Annotated in this window: 15 protein-coding genes; 2 read left to right on the top strand and 13 right to left on the bottom strand. The window is 49.2% G+C overall.

What is annotated here, in order from left to right; genetic code table 11:
* Positions 1 to 359: 359 nt before the first annotated feature.
* The 7 genes from HMPREF9140_RS08660 to HMPREF9140_RS08690 all read right to left on the bottom strand — a co-directional run bounded on the left by HMPREF9140_RS08660 (position 360) and on the right by HMPREF9140_RS08690 (position 11,136).
* Positions 360 to 1,571, bottom strand: coding sequence for a hypothetical protein (locus HMPREF9140_RS08660; protein WP_006953346.1), 1,212 nt, complete (start codon positions 1,569 to 1,571; stop codon positions 360 to 362).
* 54 nt (positions 1,572 to 1,625) lie between these two features.
* Positions 1,626 to 1,955, bottom strand: coding sequence for a DUF2149 domain-containing protein (locus HMPREF9140_RS08665; protein ID WP_006953347.1), 330 nt, complete (start codon positions 1,953 to 1,955; stop codon positions 1,626 to 1,628).
* Positions 1,952 to 2,554: a MotA/TolQ/ExbB proton channel family protein gene (locus HMPREF9140_RS08670; protein WP_006953349.1), complete on the bottom strand. Its 603-nt coding sequence runs from the start codon at positions 2,552 to 2,554 to the stop codon at positions 1,952 to 1,954. Before HMPREF9140_RS08670 ends, HMPREF9140_RS08665 begins: the two co-directional genes overlap by 4 nt.
* Before the next feature lie 300 nt (positions 2,555 to 2,854).
* A complete protein-coding gene (locus HMPREF9140_RS08675) occupies positions 2,855 to 3,541 on the bottom strand; it encodes a hypothetical protein (protein ID WP_006953350.1) in 687 nt (228 codons plus the stop codon).
* Between the two features lie 9 nt (positions 3,542 to 3,550).
* Positions 3,551 to 7,885 carry a cobaltochelatase subunit CobN gene (locus HMPREF9140_RS08680; protein ID WP_006953352.1) on the bottom strand — a complete coding sequence of 1,445 codons (4,335 nt, stop codon included), beginning with the start codon at positions 7,883 to 7,885 and terminating at the stop codon, positions 3,551 to 3,553.
* Between the two features lie 137 nt (positions 7,886 to 8,022).
* Positions 8,023 to 10,248 carry a TonB-dependent receptor gene (locus HMPREF9140_RS08685; protein WP_036882967.1) on the bottom strand — a complete coding sequence of 742 codons (2,226 nt, stop codon included), beginning with the start codon at positions 10,246 to 10,248 and terminating at the stop codon, positions 8,023 to 8,025.
* Between the two features lie 144 nt (positions 10,249 to 10,392).
* Positions 10,393 to 11,136 carry an HmuY family protein gene (locus HMPREF9140_RS08690; RefSeq protein WP_006953362.1) on the bottom strand — a complete coding sequence of 248 codons (744 nt, stop codon included), beginning with the start codon at positions 11,134 to 11,136 and terminating at the stop codon, positions 10,393 to 10,395.
* A gap of 269 nt (positions 11,137 to 11,405) precedes the next feature.
* Between HMPREF9140_RS08690 and HMPREF9140_RS08695 the strand changes: the two genes are divergently transcribed.
* Positions 11,406 to 12,419 carry a class II fructose-bisphosphate aldolase gene (locus HMPREF9140_RS08695; RefSeq protein ID WP_006953363.1) on the top strand — a complete coding sequence of 338 codons (1,014 nt, stop codon included), beginning with the start codon at positions 11,406 to 11,408 and terminating at the stop codon, positions 12,417 to 12,419.
* A 245-nt stretch (positions 12,420 to 12,664) separates the two neighbouring features.
* On the opposite strand, the gene HMPREF9140_RS08700 is transcribed toward HMPREF9140_RS08695, so the two are convergent.
* From HMPREF9140_RS08700 to HMPREF9140_RS08710, 3 genes are read right to left on the bottom strand one after another with little or no spacing between them, the layout of a single operon-like run.
* Positions 12,665 to 13,429: an MBL fold metallo-hydrolase gene (locus HMPREF9140_RS08700; protein ID WP_006953364.1), complete on the bottom strand. Its 765-nt coding sequence runs from the start codon at positions 13,427 to 13,429 to the stop codon at positions 12,665 to 12,667.
* Entirely contained in the window at positions 13,426 to 14,430 is a 1,005-nt protein-coding gene (gene murB, locus HMPREF9140_RS08705) for a UDP-N-acetylmuramate dehydrogenase (protein ID WP_006953365.1), read from the bottom strand. The genes HMPREF9140_RS08700 and murB overlap by 4 nt, the downstream gene beginning before the upstream one ends.
* 23 nt (positions 14,431 to 14,453) lie before the next feature.
* The gene (locus HMPREF9140_RS08710) at positions 14,454 to 15,308 is read right to left on the bottom strand and encodes a DUF4348 domain-containing protein (RefSeq protein ID WP_006953367.1); all 855 of its coding nucleotides are present in this window, start codon (positions 15,306 to 15,308) and stop codon (positions 14,454 to 14,456) included.
* Positions 15,309 to 15,483: 175 nt separating this feature from the next.
* Between HMPREF9140_RS08710 and pheS the strand changes: the two genes are divergently transcribed.
* Positions 15,484 to 16,518, top strand: a complete 1,035-nt coding sequence (gene pheS / locus HMPREF9140_RS08715) for a phenylalanine--tRNA ligase subunit alpha (protein WP_026253248.1) — start codon at positions 15,484 to 15,486, stop codon at positions 16,516 to 16,518.
* Between the two features lie 89 nt (positions 16,519 to 16,607).
* On the opposite strand, the gene HMPREF9140_RS08720 is transcribed toward pheS, so the two are convergent.
* The 3 genes from HMPREF9140_RS08720 to HMPREF9140_RS08730 all read right to left on the bottom strand — a co-directional run bounded on the left by HMPREF9140_RS08720 (position 16,608) and on the right by HMPREF9140_RS08730 (position 19,946).
* Complete coding sequence (locus tag HMPREF9140_RS08720; protein ID WP_006953370.1) at positions 16,608 to 17,534, bottom strand: DUF6261 family protein; 927 nt, start codon at positions 17,532 to 17,534, stop codon at positions 16,608 to 16,610.
* Between the two features lie 672 nt (positions 17,535 to 18,206).
* Positions 18,207 to 18,407: a hypothetical protein gene (locus HMPREF9140_RS08725; protein ID WP_006953371.1), complete on the bottom strand. Its 201-nt coding sequence runs from the start codon at positions 18,405 to 18,407 to the stop codon at positions 18,207 to 18,209.
* Between the two features lie 18 nt (positions 18,408 to 18,425).
* Positions 18,426 to 19,946 (bottom strand): leucine-rich repeat protein, encoded by a 1,521-nt coding sequence (locus tag HMPREF9140_RS08730; RefSeq protein ID WP_018572058.1) that lies wholly within the window; start codon positions 19,944 to 19,946, stop codon positions 18,426 to 18,428.
* Between the last annotated feature and the right edge of the window lie 230 nt (positions 19,947 to 20,176).

The following is a 20,176-nucleotide window of genomic DNA, read 5'->3' on the forward strand; positions in this document are numbered from 1 at the left end:
GTGTGTGTGTGTGTGTGTGTGTGTGTGTGTGTGTGTGTTAGCACTTTTTCCGAACCTACCAAATTATCAGACGAAAAAATCACAGAGAAATCGAAATTTCTCTGCGTCGCGGGGGCGATTGGGTTCTGGAAATGTATATCTAACTGTTTCACGGCGGCAAAGATATATTATTCAATTCGTTTCAACAAAATTTAGCGTGTCTTCTTGATTTAAAACAAGTGACTTATAATGTGAAAGAGGGTACGGTGCCATGTCTATTTTGTACTAAAATAATTGATGGCATGCCTATTTTGGCATGCCATCAGATTATGGTGATTTCGTCGCTACGAAATCAATCTCTACTATCAACCCTGTTTTTATTATCTGAAGAATTTAATTGTTTGTCCGGTGGCAGAAAGTAAATACAAGCCGGGACAGAACGTTTGAGTAGAGATTTTGGTTTGTGTACCCTTGAGTACGCCAGTAAGTACGCAAATACCGGTGGAGTTGTAGATAGCGAACGGTTTTCCGATTGCGGATGCGTCGGAGTTTATGGTGAGTTCGCTGCCATTGGTTTCTATTTGGAGTTGACTTGCGGCGATGGTGTGGTCTATTCCGTCGGTCGAACCGGTTGCTTCATACATTACATAGGCTTCTCCTTCGACTTCCTTTATCGGAGCGTGGGTGAATCCTTTCTCCATCGGAAGTTCCTTGAAGAGGGTGCAGTTAAGCGGCCCCTGGAGAGCCCATTCAGCTTCTGTAGCTTCGAGAGCCATAAAGGTTTCGGAGGACAGTTTACTCTTGTCGTATTCGAACTTATTACCGAATCCGTTGGTGCAAGAGTGCTCGTCTATGTCGCCGTCGGAGTTGTAATGCCATGTCCACGTGAGGGTGGTTTGCGGGTCGTAGTTGGGCCCGGGCACTTTCTTTATCGAGATGCGACGTCCTTGCTCGTCATAGCTGAATTCTTCGGCCCACACGAGCTCGTCGTTCTCGGGGTATATCTGACTAACACGGCTGATGTGCCCTGCAGCATCGTATTCAACCTTGCACACACGTCCCACATTATCTTCGAGCTTGTTGGATGGATAATCGAACTGGCGTATATCCACGCGAACAAGGCGCATCTGGTCGTCGTACACGAATTTCATCTTCACGTCTTCGGTGAGTGTTCGGTCGCCGGGGTCGGTACCATGTAGCGTAGCGCGAGCATATTCGGTTACATATCCGTGCTCATCGCGGTCGTAGATGTGGCGGGCCGACACGAGTGAGTCGGTTTGGTCGGCTTTAATGTTCCATTCTTCCTTTTCAATCATGTAGCCCTTGTCGTCGTAGGTATAGTAATAGACGTTGCTGCGAGGCTGGTCTATCATTTTATACTCTTCGCCTATCAGGCATCCACGACTGTCGTAGGAATAGGTTGTCGACTGCTCGCTCTCTGTTCCCTTCCACTCAACAACCTTTGCCATTCTGTACTTGTAAACGGCTGGGTCGGCGCGAAAATAATTAGGTGCCATCTTTACTTGTGCCGTGGCAAATTGCACTGCGGCCATCATCGTGGCGGCCGCTGCCAAACGTAGTTGTCTGTTCATTTTTTTCTTGTTTTATTGATTTATAAAAATGTTGGTTTTGGTTTTTCTTTATTCTTATTCGGGCACGTAGATAACCTCGCCGTTCTCCAGCTCATAGGCTACGCCTACTTTCTTTCCGCGTGAACCGTCGGTACGCGATTGATTTTTCGATGGAGTGTAGCGTTCTATCTTCTGTCCTTTCTTGGTTATTATTTCCATGTTTTCTTTCCCTGGATTTTTCACCATCGTATAGTCTTCTTTACTGAACACCTCAGTGATATTGTATCGTGTTACGAGCGCCACCATCAGCGCCACGGCAAAGACCATGGCCACGTCGAACAGGTTGCCAACGACACTCATCGGGTTGGTTTCCTCGTCGCGGAACAGTAGTCTGCGTCGTTTCATTGTGCATCTCCTTTCTGCGTGAGCAACTCGGCTAGGAATTCCAGTTGCAACATATCTTGCATATACCAGCGCTTTTTGATTTGCAACGTCGCCACGCCCACTATGGCCGAGAAGAGACCAACGACAGTTGTTGCGAAAGCCACCTGCATGTTGTAGGCCATTGATGCTATATCGCCCGTTGACAAACCAACAAGCGCGGGCCCCATAGGAATTAGCGTACCCATGAGTCCGAGCACCGGTCCGAGTTTGGAGAGGGTACGCGAGGTGCTCATTTCCTTGTCGGCCGCTACTTCAAACTGTGATAGCAGACGTGCAATGTGTGGTTCGCTGCCGCCGGCTTCGAGCATCCGATGAGCATAGGTTAGGAATGATGAAGAAGCGTTGTGCGGTAACCTATCGGCAAGTTCCGCGAGATTGTTGGCAGTGAGATTATCCAATTGTTCTTTCACCGCTTCATGTGTTTTGCGAACGTTCATATACTGGCCGAAGAATGTGCCGATTAGCAACAGGGCTCTTCCGAAGAAAATGAGCAGGAGTACAATGACGGGTACCAGAAGGCCCGTGGAAATCCAAAACAGAAAGTCTGAGATGTAAGTCATTCGTATAATGTTTTTATTATGTTATTCTAAAATCGGCGTTCCGGAAGAGCAAAATAGGTCTCGGGCGCACTGTCCCAAATTTGGGAAGACCAAAATAGAACTCGGGTGCGACGTCCCAACTTTGGGGAAGCCAAAATAGAACTCGGGCGCAACGTCCCAACTTTGGGAAGACCAAAATAGACCCCGAGTGCAACGTCCCAACTTTGGGAAAGCCAAAATAGACCTCGGGCACACTGTCCCAGCTTTGGGAAGACCAAAATAAACCTCGAGTGCAACGTCCCAACTTTGGGAAAGATATTTTCATCTGCGCTTTCTTCCTTTCCATCGATTAATAATCAATCCGAAGATTATGCCCATTGTCAATAAAACCGCGAAGCCTAACGACGCGAGCCAATCCACACTCCCTACTCCTTTGTTTTGGGTGGTTCCGTTCACGGTGGCTATCACGCCGAGAATGGCAATGAGAACCAACGAGAGGAAGAGCGTTTCGAGTCGCAGTTCGTGCTCGGGAAGCAAACGGCGAAGCAACCATGTGCCCGCAGGAACAATAACAAGAATGGCGCCGGCCATACCGTAGGCTATCAAACTGAACGAAGTACCGGGGAGGGCGAATATTACCTGAACCAGCATGCTGAACACTACAGGAAATATCATGAGTCCGGGGAAAAACGTAAGCACCGTGCGGATGATTCGCATTCGTCGGCGCAGTTCAGCGTGCGGCCTCCTGCACGCTGAAAACACACAGAACGTGAGCTGCACAATGATGTCGACGCTCAACAAGACAGCAATGTCGCGCATTAGCGACTGGTTGGCCAGCCACGCACTGATTTGTGTCTTCGATTGCTCGATGGCATAACCCCATGTGAGAGCCGTGAACAGAGCGAGCACAGCAGCGGTGACGAACATCGCACCTCGAGGAATGAACGTTTGCTTCAGCAGAAAACTGAAGCAAACCAGTACCATCAATATCGTCACTACGGTTTGCATCCGCCTTACTTACTTTTCTCCGTCGCGTCGTTGATTGCGATTGCGGCGCACAATAAATATCAAGCCCACAAGAACCACAACTACGACAATTCCTACAATTACATTACTGAGCACTCCTTTGCTCTGCTCCGTATTTTGCGATAGATTTTCCCTCTGCATCTTCATACCCTGCTTGCTGCCGGTGTCGCCTTGGCGTATCTTTTCGATATTGCCGTCGTAAAGACGTGCCGACGACTTGTCGGGCGCGCTCGAAACGATGTATTTACGCAGTTTGGCATTATTGCAAACGAAGCCCGAGCAAGACGGACGGTATTTGTTCACCAATTCAACGTGTCTCTTTGCCAACGTACCTATCTGTTCGCGGCTTGCCTTCCACATGCCCTTGCGAGCACTTTCGAGCATCACTGCCGTTATTTCTTCAATGGCAGCCGGGCTTTGCTTCTCGAAGAAAGCATCGGTTCCTAAGTTGTACTTGTCTTTGATATACACATCATACAGCTCGTTCCAGAATTCTTCGTCAATGGCCTTGGGTTTCATCACCTCCCATCCAAAGGTATTCTGCACGATAGCCGCAAATCCGGAAGCCGAACTTGCTCCACCTTTCATCTGTTCTTTTATGTAGGTGGGATTGAAGATGGTGGTGCGACTTTCCACGCCGATGGCTTCCTTCACTTCCTGCATGTGCATGTTATTTCGGTTGCGATAGTCGCTCAAATAGGCGTCGGGGTCTTTGCCCGTCACTTTGTTCACAGCTAGATTCAGTCCACCCATAAATTCGTACACGTGGTCGAGGCTTAACGCACCCCACGTGTTGCTTTGGCGAGGCTGGATAACGACGTCTGTCCGCGTCAGTGCTGCCTCGAAAGCATATTCCTTGAATGCCTCCCAGTTGTCGGCGTCGCCATAGAAGGCCCCCATGTTGTTAAGATACGTATCGGCTATCTCATCTCGCTTCTCCCAACGGTCGCCGCTTAGGACCATAGCTTGTATGCCTGTGCCGTAGTTACCGTTGATGCCGCCGAACACACGGCGTGAGGCAAGCTCGCGAGCCTCTTTAGGAGATACACCCTTATCGGTGAGCATACGTTCAGATTCTTTTACGCCCTCGGCAACCTGATTTTCGTACTTGTCATTCTTAGCAGCCGCGGCCATCTCCACGGCACGGTTAACGAGGAAGAGGCGCGATGCGGCGAGGTCGCGCAGCTGTCCGGAAGTTTGCACTACCACGTCGATACGCGGTCGGCCGAGTTCTTTCGAAGGAATCAGGCGCAAGTCGGACACACGACCGAACGCGTCTCTTACAGGCTCCACTCCGAGCATGTAGAGAATCTGTGCAATGGTTGCCCCTTCGGTTTCGATGAACTCACCGCTCCAGAGCGTGTAGCTCACCTTACGCGGAATACTGTCATTATGACGACGACGATACATGTCGATGGTGTTCTGAGCCAGTTCTTTTCCTTTCTCCCATGCCGTTTCACTAGGTGTAGCCTCAGCATTAATACCATATAGGTTACGACCTGTGGGCAAAGTGTTCGGGTTGGCTATAGGGTCGCCGCCCGGCGAAGGCATTGTAAATCCACCGTTCATAGCATTAACGATGCTCTCGAATTCCAGTCGCGGACTAATAAGGAGGTTAGTCTTGTACAGAGCCACGTTCTTAATTGTGCGCTCCAGCTCCATAATGGCAAAGGCAAGGTCTTTCTCTCGCTTGGAGTATTCAGGCTGCTTAGGCATCTTGCCCATCATAGCTTTCATTCCCTTCATCCCTTTCATACCTCCCATGGCAGCTGGTTTCTTGCCGTCTGTCTTTTCTTTGGCCGCCATCATTTTCTTCTTCATTTCGGGCGGCATACTCTTCATATCCTTTATGCCGAGCATCTTGCCCATGGCTTTCATCATAGCGATAGATGGCGTGTTCTTTCCGCCTTTCTTACCCGACGAACTCATGCCTTTACCCATACCCTTGCCCATGCTCATCATCATGGCCATAGGATTCTTAGGTTGCGAGAGTTCCTCATATATCTTGCGTGCCTTGTCGAGTTCTTGCTGCGTGATGCGGCCCGTCTGACACACGAGAGCGTCGGTTCCTGTAGCCGGATTGGCGAGCAGTCTGCCCACCAGAGCCTTTGCCGGCACAATGTAGCGTTCGGTGAAAATCGGCTTATGCTTAAGAAGCGTCATATCGGCTCGACCCATTGCACGGTCGATTCCGAACATGGAATAGGCTATCGGGTCGGTGCACATGGCATAAACGCTGCTCTCGATGCGTGCCGGCTCATAGGGCACTCCCATCGTGTAGAGTTGACCGGTTATCTTTTCGGTGGCCAACTCTTCGGCGAAGTTTTCAATGCGCAAAATGTCGGCTTCACTGTAAGGTTTATTCATAATACTATCGAGCCCGAGGTCGCGATGTATGCCTAACTTCACTGTCAGCGCCTTCACATCCAATGCGGCTTGCACAACACCAGGTTGATGCTTAGCCATGCGTTCGTTGTACAACTTTATCTTGTCTTCTAGTTCGTGATAGGTGCTGCGTAGATTGCTCTCCATGAATGGTGCGGTGAGATAGGATTGCAGTCCGGCATACGACCGCCGCTTGGCAATAAGTCCTTCGCCCACGTTGCAGATGGTGTATATATAAAGGTGTGGCGTGGAGCCCACGAGGCGGTCAGGCCAATCCTGATTGCTTAGTGCAACCTGCCGCTTTGGAGTGAATTCAAGACTTCCGTGTGTACCGAAGTGTATGAGCACATCGGCCTTAAAACCGTATTGCATCCACAAGTACGATGCGATATAATTGTGCGGAGGCGCGGCATCGGTGCCATGAGCAATCTTAAAGGCGTCGCCGCCTCGCCCGGCTGCATTCTGTGGCATTAGAACGATGTTGCCGAACCGTAGTCGAGGTACTCCCAGCTTACCGTCGGACGTGCTCATGTAATCTCCGGGGAAATCTCCGAAAGTCTTTACCACCTCGGCATATTTCTCCGGGCGCAAAGTTTTCTTCACCCAACTTTCGTATTGCTGCCTGGTTATCATTTCGGGTTTAGCGGTTTTCATGAATCGATCGGCCGCACCCTCGGCATAGGTTCCGAGTACGGCGCCTTGTTGCTGAATTAGCTGTTCGAGTTGTTCGGCAGATGCGGGCAATCCGCTAACGTTATACCCCTCGGCCTTGAGTTTGAGCAGCAGATTATAGAGCGAGGGTACTACTTCCATTCCGCTTGCCGTAAGTGCATTCTGCCCCGGCCCTTTGTAGTAGTAAATGGCAACACGTTTCTGTGCATTGGCTTTGTGGCGCAGGGCGATGTATCGGTTAACCGTACCGACGAATGTTTCTAACCGTTCGGGAATGGCAGCCACGTATTCCAGTCCGTCTTTGCCCATATAGTGACCGAATAGTGTGAACGACCGTAGTGCACCGTCAATCTCGGGCATCACCACGCTTTGCGACAGGAATCCGCCTCCCATTCCCATTTTGTCTTTCTCCCATTCGTCGACAGATTTATTTACGTTGAGCGGCGCGAATAGCGGAACGTTTTTCGCTTTAAGAAACTGTACCACATTGTCGCCCATCCGTCCGTGCGCCATGTTTATAACCGCTGCCAGAGGGATACTGTCGGCATGACCTCCCTCTATAAATTCGCGTATCGAGTTAATAGGATAAACCACATTACCGGTAGATTCGAGTTTGGCGATAAGCTCACGAGGTTCGCCCATCTGTCCGGTTATAATAACGGCTGGAGCAGCATTTTTCCACAAGCCTTTTTTACGAAGAAACGACTGATACCGGGCCACTGAAGGGAATTGAATATCCTCGCCGTCTTCGTTCTGGAGGTTGGGATGATATAGCAATCCCGACTCGCGTTCAACTAATCGTCCGGGCTCGGGTGCGTAAATAATCTTCTTGTCTACATATCGGCGCACGTAGCTAAGCATGTTGCGATAGTTTTCCTGTCCGCCGTTGGCTATGTAGCGCGAGAGCGTGTCGGCCGTGATGGAGTCGAGTGTTGTAAAATCGTTCTCCGGATTGGTTATCATCGTGCTCACGATGGGCGTGCCTTTATCTACGGCAGTCTCTATTTGTGCGCGTTGCTCTTCGGTGAGTCGCAAGCCCATGGCTTCGACGAACACGGCGTCGTAGCTGTCGATATTCTCCAGCTCGTCTACTCCCACTGATGAGATTTTGATGAGTGGGTTGTCGTTGGCCTTGGCGATATGACCGAGGGTGATGGCCTGATAGTTCACGAAAGCAATCTTCGTGGTGCCGAACCAGATGTTCCATGCCACTACGCCGAGGGCGATGAGCACCAGGCCGACGGCCGAAAGGATTATTTTCTTCTTCATAAAAACTGATGTTCTATTATGCTTTATTCTGATGGCGCACGTGGCGCATAATTATCGTGAATGACAAGTCGTATACTTGTCGACTACAACTCGTATAGTTGTGGGGCACAAGTCGTATACTTCTCAAATGCCAGTACTCACCACCTAAACATATCGGCTATGTTAACCGAAAGTGTGGCAACGTAAGTGATGCCATTATAAGGCAACTGCACGGCTGAATCGGCGGCTGTATCTTTGAAGTTGAACAGGTTGTCTATCATGAAACCGAGACTTATGCCGCGGGGTAACTCGGAACGCAGATTGACCGAGCATACCGTGCGCGGGTCGTAGACAGTTTTTATATACGACTTAGCCTTACTGTCGTAAGAATAACGCGTGATGCGCGACGCCCAATTGTTGTTGATTGATATAGACTCAGTAGTCTTCCCGAACTTATGCTTGTATTGTAGATTAAGACGCGCGCTGTGCGGACGGAGCCAGGACATGTTATAACCATCGCGCTTATTGTAGTCGTACACATAGGCGTAGGCTCCGGAAAGCGAGAGGCCGAAAGACGTTCGATAGTTTGCCGTGGCTTCGATACCGGTGGTTTTGACGTCAAGGGCGTTCACATAGCGCATGCTGTAAGACTTCTCGGGGTCTACATACTCATAGGCTATCTTGTTTTTGTATCGGTTGTGATAGGTTGATACGGCCACGTTGAGCGCACGGAAGTTGTATTCAGCCGATACCGATATCTGACTGCCTTCTTCGGGCTTAAGATCTTTATTTCCATACATCATAATACCTATGCCGCCCATGTTGAATTCCTGATAGAGCTCCTTAAGATTGGGCATGCGATAGCCGCGTGAATATCCGGCACGCAAGGTTATGCGCTCGATGGGCCGATAGAGTAGTGAGAGTTTCGGCGTGAAATGGAGATTGTAATGCATACCCTTGTCGGCACGGAATCCTAGTACTATATTCAGGTTGTCGGTTATGTGCCAATCTTCCTGGATACAGGCCGAGAATTGGTTCATGCTCACGTCGGCCGTGTCTTTCATGAAGTAGTGCTTCAGTCTCTCCCTTGCGAAGTCTATACCTCCACTTAGAGTGTGGCGACCAAAAGTGCCGGTATAGTAGAGCCGAAGCACGTCGTTGATGTTTCGATACACCTTTTCGCGCAGGTCTACTAGGTCGTAGACATTATTCTTCACATACACGTCTCTCAGGAATGAGAAGTCTATACTCTGGCAGTCGTCTATATGCCATTTCAGCTTCCCGCTCAGCGTGAGGTCATCGTAGCGAAGATGGAAGCGTTTGCCTCTATTCGACGGACGCGTGTTGCCGTAGTAGGAACCGCGTAAATCGAGGCTTAGTTTGTCGGTGAATCGGTATACGAATTTCTGCGAAAGGTCCATGATGCGGTAACCATAGATGGAGGTCTCTTCCGCATCGAGCGTATCGCGCTTTATTGTTCCGTCGGGTAGGATGGTTTCGCGTGTTTTTCCTTCCTTGTCTTTTATCGTGTAGGTGTCCCGCCGGCGGAATCCGTAGCTAGTGAGCGATGAGAACCGCTTCAGATTCACGCCCGCCGATACGGCATACGATTCTCCATTGAAACCTGCATAACGGGTGCGGACACTGGCATCGAACGGACGGAGACTCTTCTTGGTGATAATATTGATAACGCCGCCTATAGCTCGGCTGTCATAAAGCGTAGAGGCTGCTCCGCGTACCACCTCAACGCGCTCTATATTGTCGATGTTGAATCGGTTGTAGTCTATATTGTTTGCTCCTCCCTCGCCGCTGATGCGCTCTCCGTCAATGAGGAAGAGTACAGCTTTGCTGTCCATGCCCTGGTAGGTTATCTCCGTGGCCTGGCTCATACTGTTGTAGAAAAACTGTATGCCGGGCAGTGTGCTCTCGAGCAGCGTCGTAAGGTCGGGCGGATTAATAGCGGCAATTTCTTCTCGCGATATTACACGTGTTATCACCGGTACATCTTTCAGCGGATGTTCACTACGCGTGCCTGTAACCACAACTTCGTCCAAATTGGAGTCGGATGGGCGCAGACTCACCTTTATTATATTGCCATCCAGACCGTCTATTCTTATTCGTCCGGTTGAGAATCCCACGCAGCTCACTTTCAAAGTGAATGCGTCTGTGCTCTGCAAAGTCAGCTTGAATTCGCCTCGCGTATTCGTGCCGACGCTTATATTGGTTTTCTCTACAACAACTGATGCACCTGCAAGCGGATTACCTTCTGTATCGGTTACCACGCCGCACACAATACGTTCTGCGGGCAGCGACACGACATCGGAGCCTCGCATGCCGAGTGCCCATAACAAGGCAAACGACAGGAATAAAATAATCCTGGTCATGTTTTTCTTAGCCTTTAAAAAGGCGGGTGCACTTAAGGATTTCAGGCACACCCGCATGTTTACTTTGTCTTGGTTTGAATGAATCTCTCCCGGACTGGGGGAAAGATTCATACTAGTTTAGGGGGATAGAAGCTATCAGTCCTATTATTTGGAGTTCTTCACGAACTTATAGGTGAAGGTTGCAGTCTTCCTCTTACCAGTCTTATCCTTCAGGTCGGTGAACTGAATGAGGGCATAACTTCCGTCCTTGAACTTAACAATGAATACCGGTGTTTTCTTCGGGTCGGATTTCGACATCGTGAGCTCATATACTCCCATCTTCACCTTGTGCATCCAATAATAAAGGCCCATGTTCACGTAGTTCAACATGCAACCCAGCACGGTTGGTTTGGCCATCATACCACTCATGTCGCAAATCAAATAGGCTTTTGTGTCGCTTGCCCACTTCACTTTCTCCGGCAGAGTCTTGATGGTTTCAATGTCGGTAGTGTCGCTCATATAAGCTTCGCCGCCGTTGGTTTTAATGTCGTATATGTGGAAAGCCAGATGCCATTTTGCAGGAGCATTGTCCTTACCAGCTTCAACGGTTTTCGTTATTTTGTACTTTCCGAACCTATCAGTTTTTTCACCATCATCCGAATACGTACGCCATTCCTTGGCACTCACATCTTTTCGTATAGCCGTATCGCCCGTTTCGAGGTTCACATAAACCCACTTGTCGTAGTCGGGGAACATATTATCCTTCGTACCTTCATTTTGAGTTACAACCTCTAAAGACTTCTTAATAACCTTCGGTTCGTTCGGCGTAGGAACAGGATCATCTCCTCCACACGAGGAGAACACAAACGTTGATAGGCATAAAGCCCCTAGTAAATAATTAAATTTCATGTTTTAAAGATTAAGATGATAAAAATTTTGGATGCAAAATTACGGTGCGCCAAAATCTAAGGCAATACTCAAAAAGAGGTATATCCCCATAATCATATCTAGGTAGAAAAGTCCCCTAGAGAAAGGCATTCATACCTACTCGATACCATCGCCGGGAATAGTTAATGCGTTCTTTGGCTTTCCTGAAATAATATTCTACTTTTGCTCGTGTTAAATACAAAATAGGTATTTGTTATTCATTTTTTACTCATTTAATACATCACAAAATTATGGTTGTAGATTATAAAAAGCTAGGGCTCGTGAACACACGTGAAATGTTCAAGAGGGCCATCAATGGCGGATATGCCATTCCTGCATTCAATTTCAACAATCTCGAACAGTTGCAGGCCATCATCAAGGCTTCTTCCGAATTGAAATCGCCCGTGATTCTACAGGTTTCGAAAGGTGCCCGAAAGTATGCCAACCAAACCCTGCTGCGCTATCTAGCCGAGGGAGCTGTTGAATACGCAAAAGAAATTGGATGCCACCACCCCGAAATCGTTCTGCACCTCGACCACGGCGATAGCTTCGAAACATGCAAAAGCTGTGTGGACTACGGTTTTTCATCGGTTATGATTGACGGCTCGGCTCTCCCTTACGAAGAGAATATTGCCGTAACTAAAAAGGTAGTAGAATACGCTCATCAGTTCGACGTAACCGTTGAAGGCGAACTTGGAGTTCTCGCCGGAGTTGAAGACGATGTAGTGGCCGAAGAGTCGCACTACACCAAGCCCGAAGAGGTTGTCGACTTCGCAACCCGCACAGGCGTCGACTCGCTCGCCATTTCTATCGGAACATCGCACGGAGCCTACAAGTTCACTCCCGAACAATGTACACGCGATCCGAAAACCGGTCGGCTCGTTCCTCCCCCATTGGCTTTCGACGTATTGGAAGCTATCGAGAAAAAGCTCCCCGGATTCCCGATTGTTCTGCATGGCTCATCGTCGGTTCCGCAGGAATATGTCGACATCATCAACGCCCATGGCGGAAAGCTGCCCAACGCAGTCGGTATTCCCGAAGAGCAGCTCCGCAAGGCTACAAAGAGCGCCGTTTGCAAAATCAACATCGACTCTGACTCTCGCCTAGCTTTCACCGCCGGCGTACGTCAAACATTCGACGAGCATCCAGAATATTTCGACCCTCGCCAGTATTGCGGTAAGGCTCGCGAATACATGGAAGAACTCTACAAGCACAAAATCACCGACGTGCTTGGTTCAGACAACAAACTCGCCAATCTCGACTAAGAATATTAGTTTTTTTCATAAAATTCGGAAAGGGATGCGTCTTAACGATGTATCCCTTTCTTTTTGTTTGCTCTCTCGCTAATGCTATTACCAATATCTCAACACTGCAAATAATTTGCGGGAATAACTGCAAGACTATATAATAGTATAAACAATTTGCGGAAATCTCTGCAAGTGTTAAACATCAATGTAAACAACTTACGGAAGATCCCGCAAACAAACAACAATATATAATAATGCTATTTCTATAGTTCTAGCTGCATACCGTCGTAAGCGAAGTGGAAATGTTCGGGAAGACGACGCTGTGCTTCTTCGTGCAAACCTATATTATGGGTAAGGTGTGTGAGATAAGTTTCGGTAGCACCTATCTGCTTGCTGAAAGCTATCGCTTCGTCGATGAGTATATGTGAATGGTGGGGACGCTCCCAGCGCAGAGCATTTATCACGAGCACTTCAGTGCCTTGAAGAAGAGGCAGTTCGGTGGGAGAAATTGTTTTCATGTCGGTAATGTAAGTCAAAGAGCCGAATCGGAAACCGAGAATGGGCAACGTACCATGCATTACTTCAATTGGCATTATGTCGATACTTCCAATTCGGAAAGCATTGTGCGACGAGATGGTGTGTAATTTCAGACGAGGCACTCCGGGATAGAGTTTATCGGTGAAACAATAGGGCAGGTTGTGACGTAGGTCGTGGCATGTATTATCGTTGGCAAACACGTCGATGTCGCCTAGCTGACAATATGGTCGTACGTCGTCAATTCCACCGGCGTGGTCGTAGTGAATGTGTGTGATGAGGATTCCGTCAATTTTCCGGAATGGTTGAGGGAGAATTTGCTGACGGAAATCGGGGCCACAATCTATGAGTATTCTTGTATCGTCGGTTTCGAGCAGGGCCGATGTTCGCAGTCGATTATCTCGCGGGTCGTTGCTTCTGCAAACTTCGCAGTTGCAACCAATCACCGGAACACCGTTGGATGTTCCGGTACCTAGAAATGTGAGGATTTTCATTTGATGTTTACTTCGGGAAGAATTTCGATGCCAAATGCGCACCGAACGTCTTCCTGTATTGTTTTGCACAGGTTAAGCACCTCGCGTCCGGTTGCTCCTCCGTGGTTCACGAGCACAAGTGCTTGTTTGGAATATACTCCTGCTCGACCCAGTTGTTTGCCTTTCCATCCGAGTTGTTCAATCATCCATCCGGCAGGAATTTTTTCGCGATGAGCGTCGATGGTATAGTGGGGCATATTTTTGAATCGGGCCGCGAGCTGGTCGTATTTCTCCCGAGACACTACCGGATTCATAAAGAAACTCCCGGCATTTCCGATTTGTTTGGGGTCGGGCAACTTCTCGCGACGAATATCTATAATGGTTTGTCTGAGTTGCTGGGCGGTGGGACAGGATATTCCTCTCTCTTTCAGGGCTGCGCGGATGTTCCCATAGTCGAGCTTCGGTTGGAATGTGCGAGTAAGGCGGAACGTAACAGCGACGATTAGATATTTATCGCGCCACTCGGTTTTGAATCTGCTCGAACGATAGCTGTACTGACATTCTGCCGCGCTGAAAACAACTGTTTTACCGGTTCCTATCTCCACGGCCTCAACCTCTTCGATTATGTCTTTCGCCTCGGTTCCGTAGGCTCCGATGTTTTGCACCGCACTGGCTCCCACTTCTCCCGGAATGAGCGACAGATTTTCGGCGCCATAAAGATTGATGTTCACACAATGGGCCACGAAATCGTCCCAAACGAATCCCGACCCGCAACGAATCCGCTCGTCGTCTACCTGTTCGATAAAACAAATGCCCGAGTGCAGAACAGTTCCAGGATAATCTCCGGTCAGAAGCAGATTGCTTCCCCCTCCGATAATCAATAACGGAGAATCCGAATAATCCAGCGAGCACGCAAGTTCCGCGGCTTCTTCTTTTGTGGAATATTCCACGAAACGCCGACATTTCGCGTCTATCCCGAATGTGTTGTGTGCTAGCAGACTATAGTTTTCGAAGCTTTTCATCGACTTGGGAGCGAGGCTTTAACTTAATAAGCAATAAGCTTCACGAGTTGCCAACTGCCACCGTTCCGCTTGAACACTAGCTGTGTTTCAATTCCATTGGAAAGGCCGCGGAATGTTAGAATTTTCTTATTGCTGTCGGCATTTTTCTGCCCGTAAAGAATGTTGTATATCGTGTTTTTCGGTACTTCGGGTAGGAATGACGACCATTCCGAAGCCGGTATGTTTCGGTTAACTATCGACGTTTCTTCACCGTCAGGGTCCGGGCCGGTGTAAGAGAGCGGATTCTTAACATACTTCAGCCCGTCGCCTCCCAGAAATTGTGCCAGGAAGTCTAAGAACGAGGCATTGCTACTACTGCTGAATGGTGATTTCCTGATTTTGTTCAGCTTCCATTTCCCATCCTGATGGTCGAAGAGATATTGCTCAACCATTTGTTTCTTGAGATGTATTTTCTCGACCGTCACGCTATCTATGTCGGTTGATTTTGCAGCCTTCATCTGCTTTTCGTTGTCGAAAATAATTGTGTAGTAGCCTTGCTTTCGGAAGAAATGATCTGTTTTCCATTGCGCTTGCGACAACTGCTGCGTACCCTCGCCAGTTTCTATCTCAAGCGGGAATTTAATTCTGTTCTTCTGCAGTTTTCCATTGGCGATGAAGTTAAAGAAGAAATCGTCGAACAGCTGGTCGGCCGCTTTCGGCATAGGCGTTTCGGCGATAATCTTAGTGGCAGAATCAACAACCTCGGCCGAATCGCCACTCTGAACAGAATCGGTCGCAACAGAATCGGCTGCCTCGGGTTTCTTGCCCGTACAACCTCCGCCAATCCCAACCATAACGATGGCGAAAACAGCCAGGATGGATAAAAATACTTTTCTCATATTCGTTTAGTTTGTCTGAATTTCAAATGCAAAAGTAAGTAGATTATTCACTTTATCCGAAATGCTTAAGAAGCATATTTATGACGCACCAAAAACCTCGACTCTTCGCCTCAAAACCTCCTGGCACGGTATGATTATAAATGCTACCTTTGCACGCAATCAATCAAACATCAATATGTTAATAGACAAAATCGAAGAATTGCTCAAAGAAGTGAGCCAGCTTTCGGCTAATAACGCCGACGAAGTTGAACAACTGAGATTGAGATATCTCAGCAAAAAAGGCGAAATAAATGCACTTATGAGCGAGTTCAGAAACGTTGCAGCCGACCAGAAAAAAACTATAGGAATCAAAATAAATGAACTCAAACAGCAAGCACAGGAAAAAATAAACGCTCTGCGCGATTCGCTGCAGAGCACAAAAACACAAGACGTCGATACCGACCTCACGCGCACGCCCTACCCTATCAAACTAGGCACCCGGCATCCGCTCACACTCGTTCAGGACGAAATAATCGACATCTTCGCCCGCATGGGATTCATACTCTTCCAAGGGCCCGAAATAGACGACGACGAACACGTGTTCACAATGCTGAACTTCCCAGCCGACCATCCTGCACGCGACATGCAAGACACATTCTTCATAGAACGCGACAGCAACATAACACAAAATGTGCTCCTAAGAAGTCACACCACAAACGACGAAGCACACTACATGTCGACCAACGAACCTCCAATCCGAGTGCTCTGCCCAGGAAGAGTTTATCGCAACGAAGCCATCAGCGCGCGAGCCCACTGCTTCTTCCATCAGGTTGAAGGGCTCTACATCGACAAAGGCGTGAGCTTTGCCGACCTGAAACAAGTGCTCCTCACCTTTGCCCGCGAAATGTTCGGAACAAATACCAAAATACGCCTACGCCCAAGCTATTTCCCCTTCACCGAACCAAGCGCCGAGCTCGATATCAGCTGCAATATATGCGGAGGTAAAGGCTGCGGATTCTGCAAACACACCGGATGGGTTGAAATTCTGGGCTGCGGAATGACCGACCCGCACGACCTTGCCGTTTGTGGCATTGACCCCGACATATACACCGGTTACGCTTTCGGAATGGGAGTTGAACGCATAGCAAACCTGAAATATCGTGTAAACGACCTTCGACTTTTCTCCGAGAACGACGTGCGATTCCTTCGCGAGTTTGAATCGGCAACGTAAATAATCCATGATATAATAAAACGGCAAGCCCTGCACGCATCCATCTCGGAGCGTGCAGGGCTTTTGATTGATATATAAACGAATTTCTCTTACACCTGGTCTTCGCCGGGGTCTTCTTCGCGCCCGGGTTTGGGAGTATCTCCTCCGCCGCCGGGCTTCTTGGGGTCATTCGGCTTCTTGGGGTCATCGGGTTTCTTACCGTCGGAGGGTTTTTTCGGGTCGGAGGGCTTTTTACCTCCGCCGCCGGGTTTCTTGGGGTCATTGCCGTCCGACTTCTTCTTCCGGGCCGTGAGAACCTGCTCTTTGTAGCGCTTGATGAGCTCGTTCATGTAGTCGATGAACGCCGCGGCGTCCGATTGGTTCACGAATATCGGGAAGGCGTTCGCAACCTTAATCAGGTAAAAATATGCCGAATCGCTTTCTCGTCGGGCGATTCGCAAGGCGCCAAGAATTCGGGTGGAATCCGAGTCGGTGCGACTGTGAATCAGGCTTTCCAGCTTCGTATTGGCCGTTTTGAGCGCGGCGACGTAGGGTTGGATGCCGAGTCGAGCCACCTGGGCGGCGAATTTCGTCTCGCAATCGTCGATGAGGTTCGCAATCAGAGCCGTTTCGCGCTCGAGCTGCATCTGAGGGTTGATGCTGTAGTCTTTAAGATGCTGGGCGAGCTCCTTGGCCGCCTGGGCGACGTCGGCAACCGGCATGCGAAGGAACCCCTTCACGGCCGAACGATAGCCGGCGAAGAGTTTATCGCGTTCGATATCGAGCTCCCGGATGTCGTCGGTCGACAGGTTTTTCTGCGACAGAACCAGGCATCTGTCCTCCTCTTTCAGGGCGTTTGCGAGGCGTTCGGCGGCAGCCTTCACAACCGGATTAGTAACAAGAGCGGTCTCGGTAGCGATGCGCGTCGAAACGTCCTTGATGAACTGGTAATGCGCGCCGTTGTTGAGGTGATTCACGTCCAGATTATCGATTTCGGCGACATTTACCGTACTTGAAATGATTTTCTGTTTAACCATGATTTTGAATGATTTAAGTTCGAAATATTTACTCTTTGCGGAACTTCCGCGAGGGTTATTCAATTCTGTTTTTTGTTTGCGGAACTCCCGCGGGGCTCAAACCATTTGGTTTTTCATCTGCGGAACTTCCGCGGAGCTCAAACTATTTGGTTTTTTGTTTGCGGGAGTTCCGCGAGGCCCAAACCGTTTAGTTTCTTGTTTGCGGAAGTTCCGCGAAGCTCAAACCATTTGGTTTTTCATTTGCGGAACTCCCGCGAGGCTCAAACCATTTGGTTTCTCATCTGCGGAACTCCCGCGAGGCCCAAACCATTTGGTTTTTCGCTTGCGGAACTCCCGCAAGGTTGTTTCAATATGTTTTCTTATTCGGGCGAGCGATTTATTGCCCCATTCCATTTCGGGCTTTGCCCGCTCCAACTCGGGCGTTCCGCCCGCATGTAGGGACAGACCCCGTGTCTGTCCGCATCCCTCCGGTTCGCAGAACCGAATTCATATACAGAAATATATTTTGCGGTCGGTAGACCGAATTGGCGCGGGTATCGGCGCGGGTATCGGACAGACACGGGGTCTGTCCCTACGTGCGGGCCCTTCTGGCCCGAATTGGCATCCGTCCACGTTGCGACCTGCCGGCCGAATCGGCATAAAATAATAATCCGAGGCCCGACCGAACGCATTTCAATCCTCCCACATTTTATTATATCCCACATTGCCGGGCTCCTCGGAGTCGTCGGAGTCCTCGTTGAAGAATCCGTCCTTGGCCTGTCCACCGCCGCCGGGACCTGGCCCCGGGCCGATGGGAATAGAGAGACAAATGAACTGTTCGGACCTAAGACCGATGATTTCGATGGCGGGGCGAGCGTATGGTTTCTTTTGCATTGCTGTTTCCTCCGAGATTTAGAATTTGTAGAACTTCTTGCCGTTGACAATGTACATCTGGCCGCACTCGAGGGCATCGTAATCGGTGCCCATCAGCTTGCCGTCGATGGAATAAAATGGATATCGACCGCTCTTGATATCGGCCTCCGTATCATTCTCGAGATGGCGAACGTCGGTGGCACTATTGTCGTCGTCGAGCACCATGAAAAAGCTCTTGGCAGGAGTAGCGCCCGTCGGACTGGAGATAAAGCAGCGATAAGGCGCTATATAGTCGTTGGCTACGCCGTTCTGAACGGCCCACCACTTATTGCCATTGAGATAATAGGCTTTCTTCGCATAGGCCTCGGTATTACCGATAAATTCAGTAGTGCCGTTGAAAGCCCAGTCGCCGTCGGCAGATATCTGGGCCGTAGTAGAGACGTCTGGCGTAGCTGGCACTTGAACGTTCTGCATCGTCGGTAGGGTATGGCTCGCGCCATCGGTTATACGAACAAGATATGGCTTGTAGGCTTCGAGTCGGGTTCCAAGGGGTACGGGCGCAAAACAGAAAGCCTTGTTGCCGTCCTCATCGAGGCCTTTAAATATAAATTCGTAGGCCTGCATACCCGTGGGCAGGTCGGTGGGATAAGGCAAATAAAGGGTGCTCACCGCCTTGCCTGAAGTATTGGAGAATGTGCGGTTACACGTTACCTTCTTAGCCGTAAAAGCGTGGGGAGCGCGGAACGACATATCGTCGCTAATAAGCAGGTTGTCGCAGTAACCGTTGGCACGCACGATGTTGGTTTCGTCGGCGGTTTGATCTACACTTCCACCACCATTGTTTAGGTTGCCACAGGGATAGACATCGAAAGTAGCAGGAAGATAGATGAGGATCTGCCCTTGCAATCGAAGATACATGAAGAATTGTTGACCAGGCAATGAGCCATTTAGTTGAAAAGAGGCTGCCTTTAATTGTGTATTGGAAAGGTCGTAATACTCGATGTTGTATTGAGAAGATTGTGTCCAAGTGGAAATCCATGATTCCGATGCGGGGCGGTAGGTGCCAAAGGCTTTTGCGCCTAAAGAAGAAAGTTGAGAGCCCGCCTCGAAAGACAAATGTTTAATCCGCTGATTGCCAAAAGCAGTGTCTCCTATTTTTTGTACACTGGCAGGGATCACTAAGTTGTCGAAGGCAATGTCGGAAGTATTGGCATCGAAAGCACTCTTTCCGATCTCTTTCAGGGTGGAGGGCAAGGTAAGCGAGGAGATACCGCAACTGCCAAATGCAGCGTCTCCTATTTTAGTGACAGTGTAAGTGTTTGAGCCAACAGTCACTGTTGCCGGGATGTTGACAACGCCGCCGTTGGTCAAATCGTAACAACTGCTCTGTCGTGGATTAGGCACCTTATTCGGCGTACCGGTGATGGTGGCTTCAGTACCACTGACGGTGAATTGGAGGGTGAGCCCCTCGGAAACGACACTGTAGGTCTGTGCCGATGTGTTGCCGGACACTAACAGTGCCGCAAGCAACAATAAAATTGTAAGTGTTTGTTTCATCATCTTTTTACCTTTTTATATGAGTTATGTTTCTGAAAAATTCATCCTTATTCCCTCCTTACGCGGCTCATAAATAGACACGAAAAATGGCACAGAGAATCCTCTCGGAATCCCCGTGTATACTGGATGTGCGGCGCTCTACGCGCGCGCGTATGAAAAAGCTAATTAATAGGTCTGGCCTGTGTGTGTGTGTGTGTGTGTGTGTGTGTGTGTGTGTGTGTGTGTGTGTGTGT

Origin of the sequence: Prevotella micans F0438 (genome assembly GCF_000243035.1) — a bacterium.
Classification (GTDB): domain Bacteria; phylum Bacteroidota; class Bacteroidia; order Bacteroidales; family Bacteroidaceae; genus Prevotella; species Prevotella micans.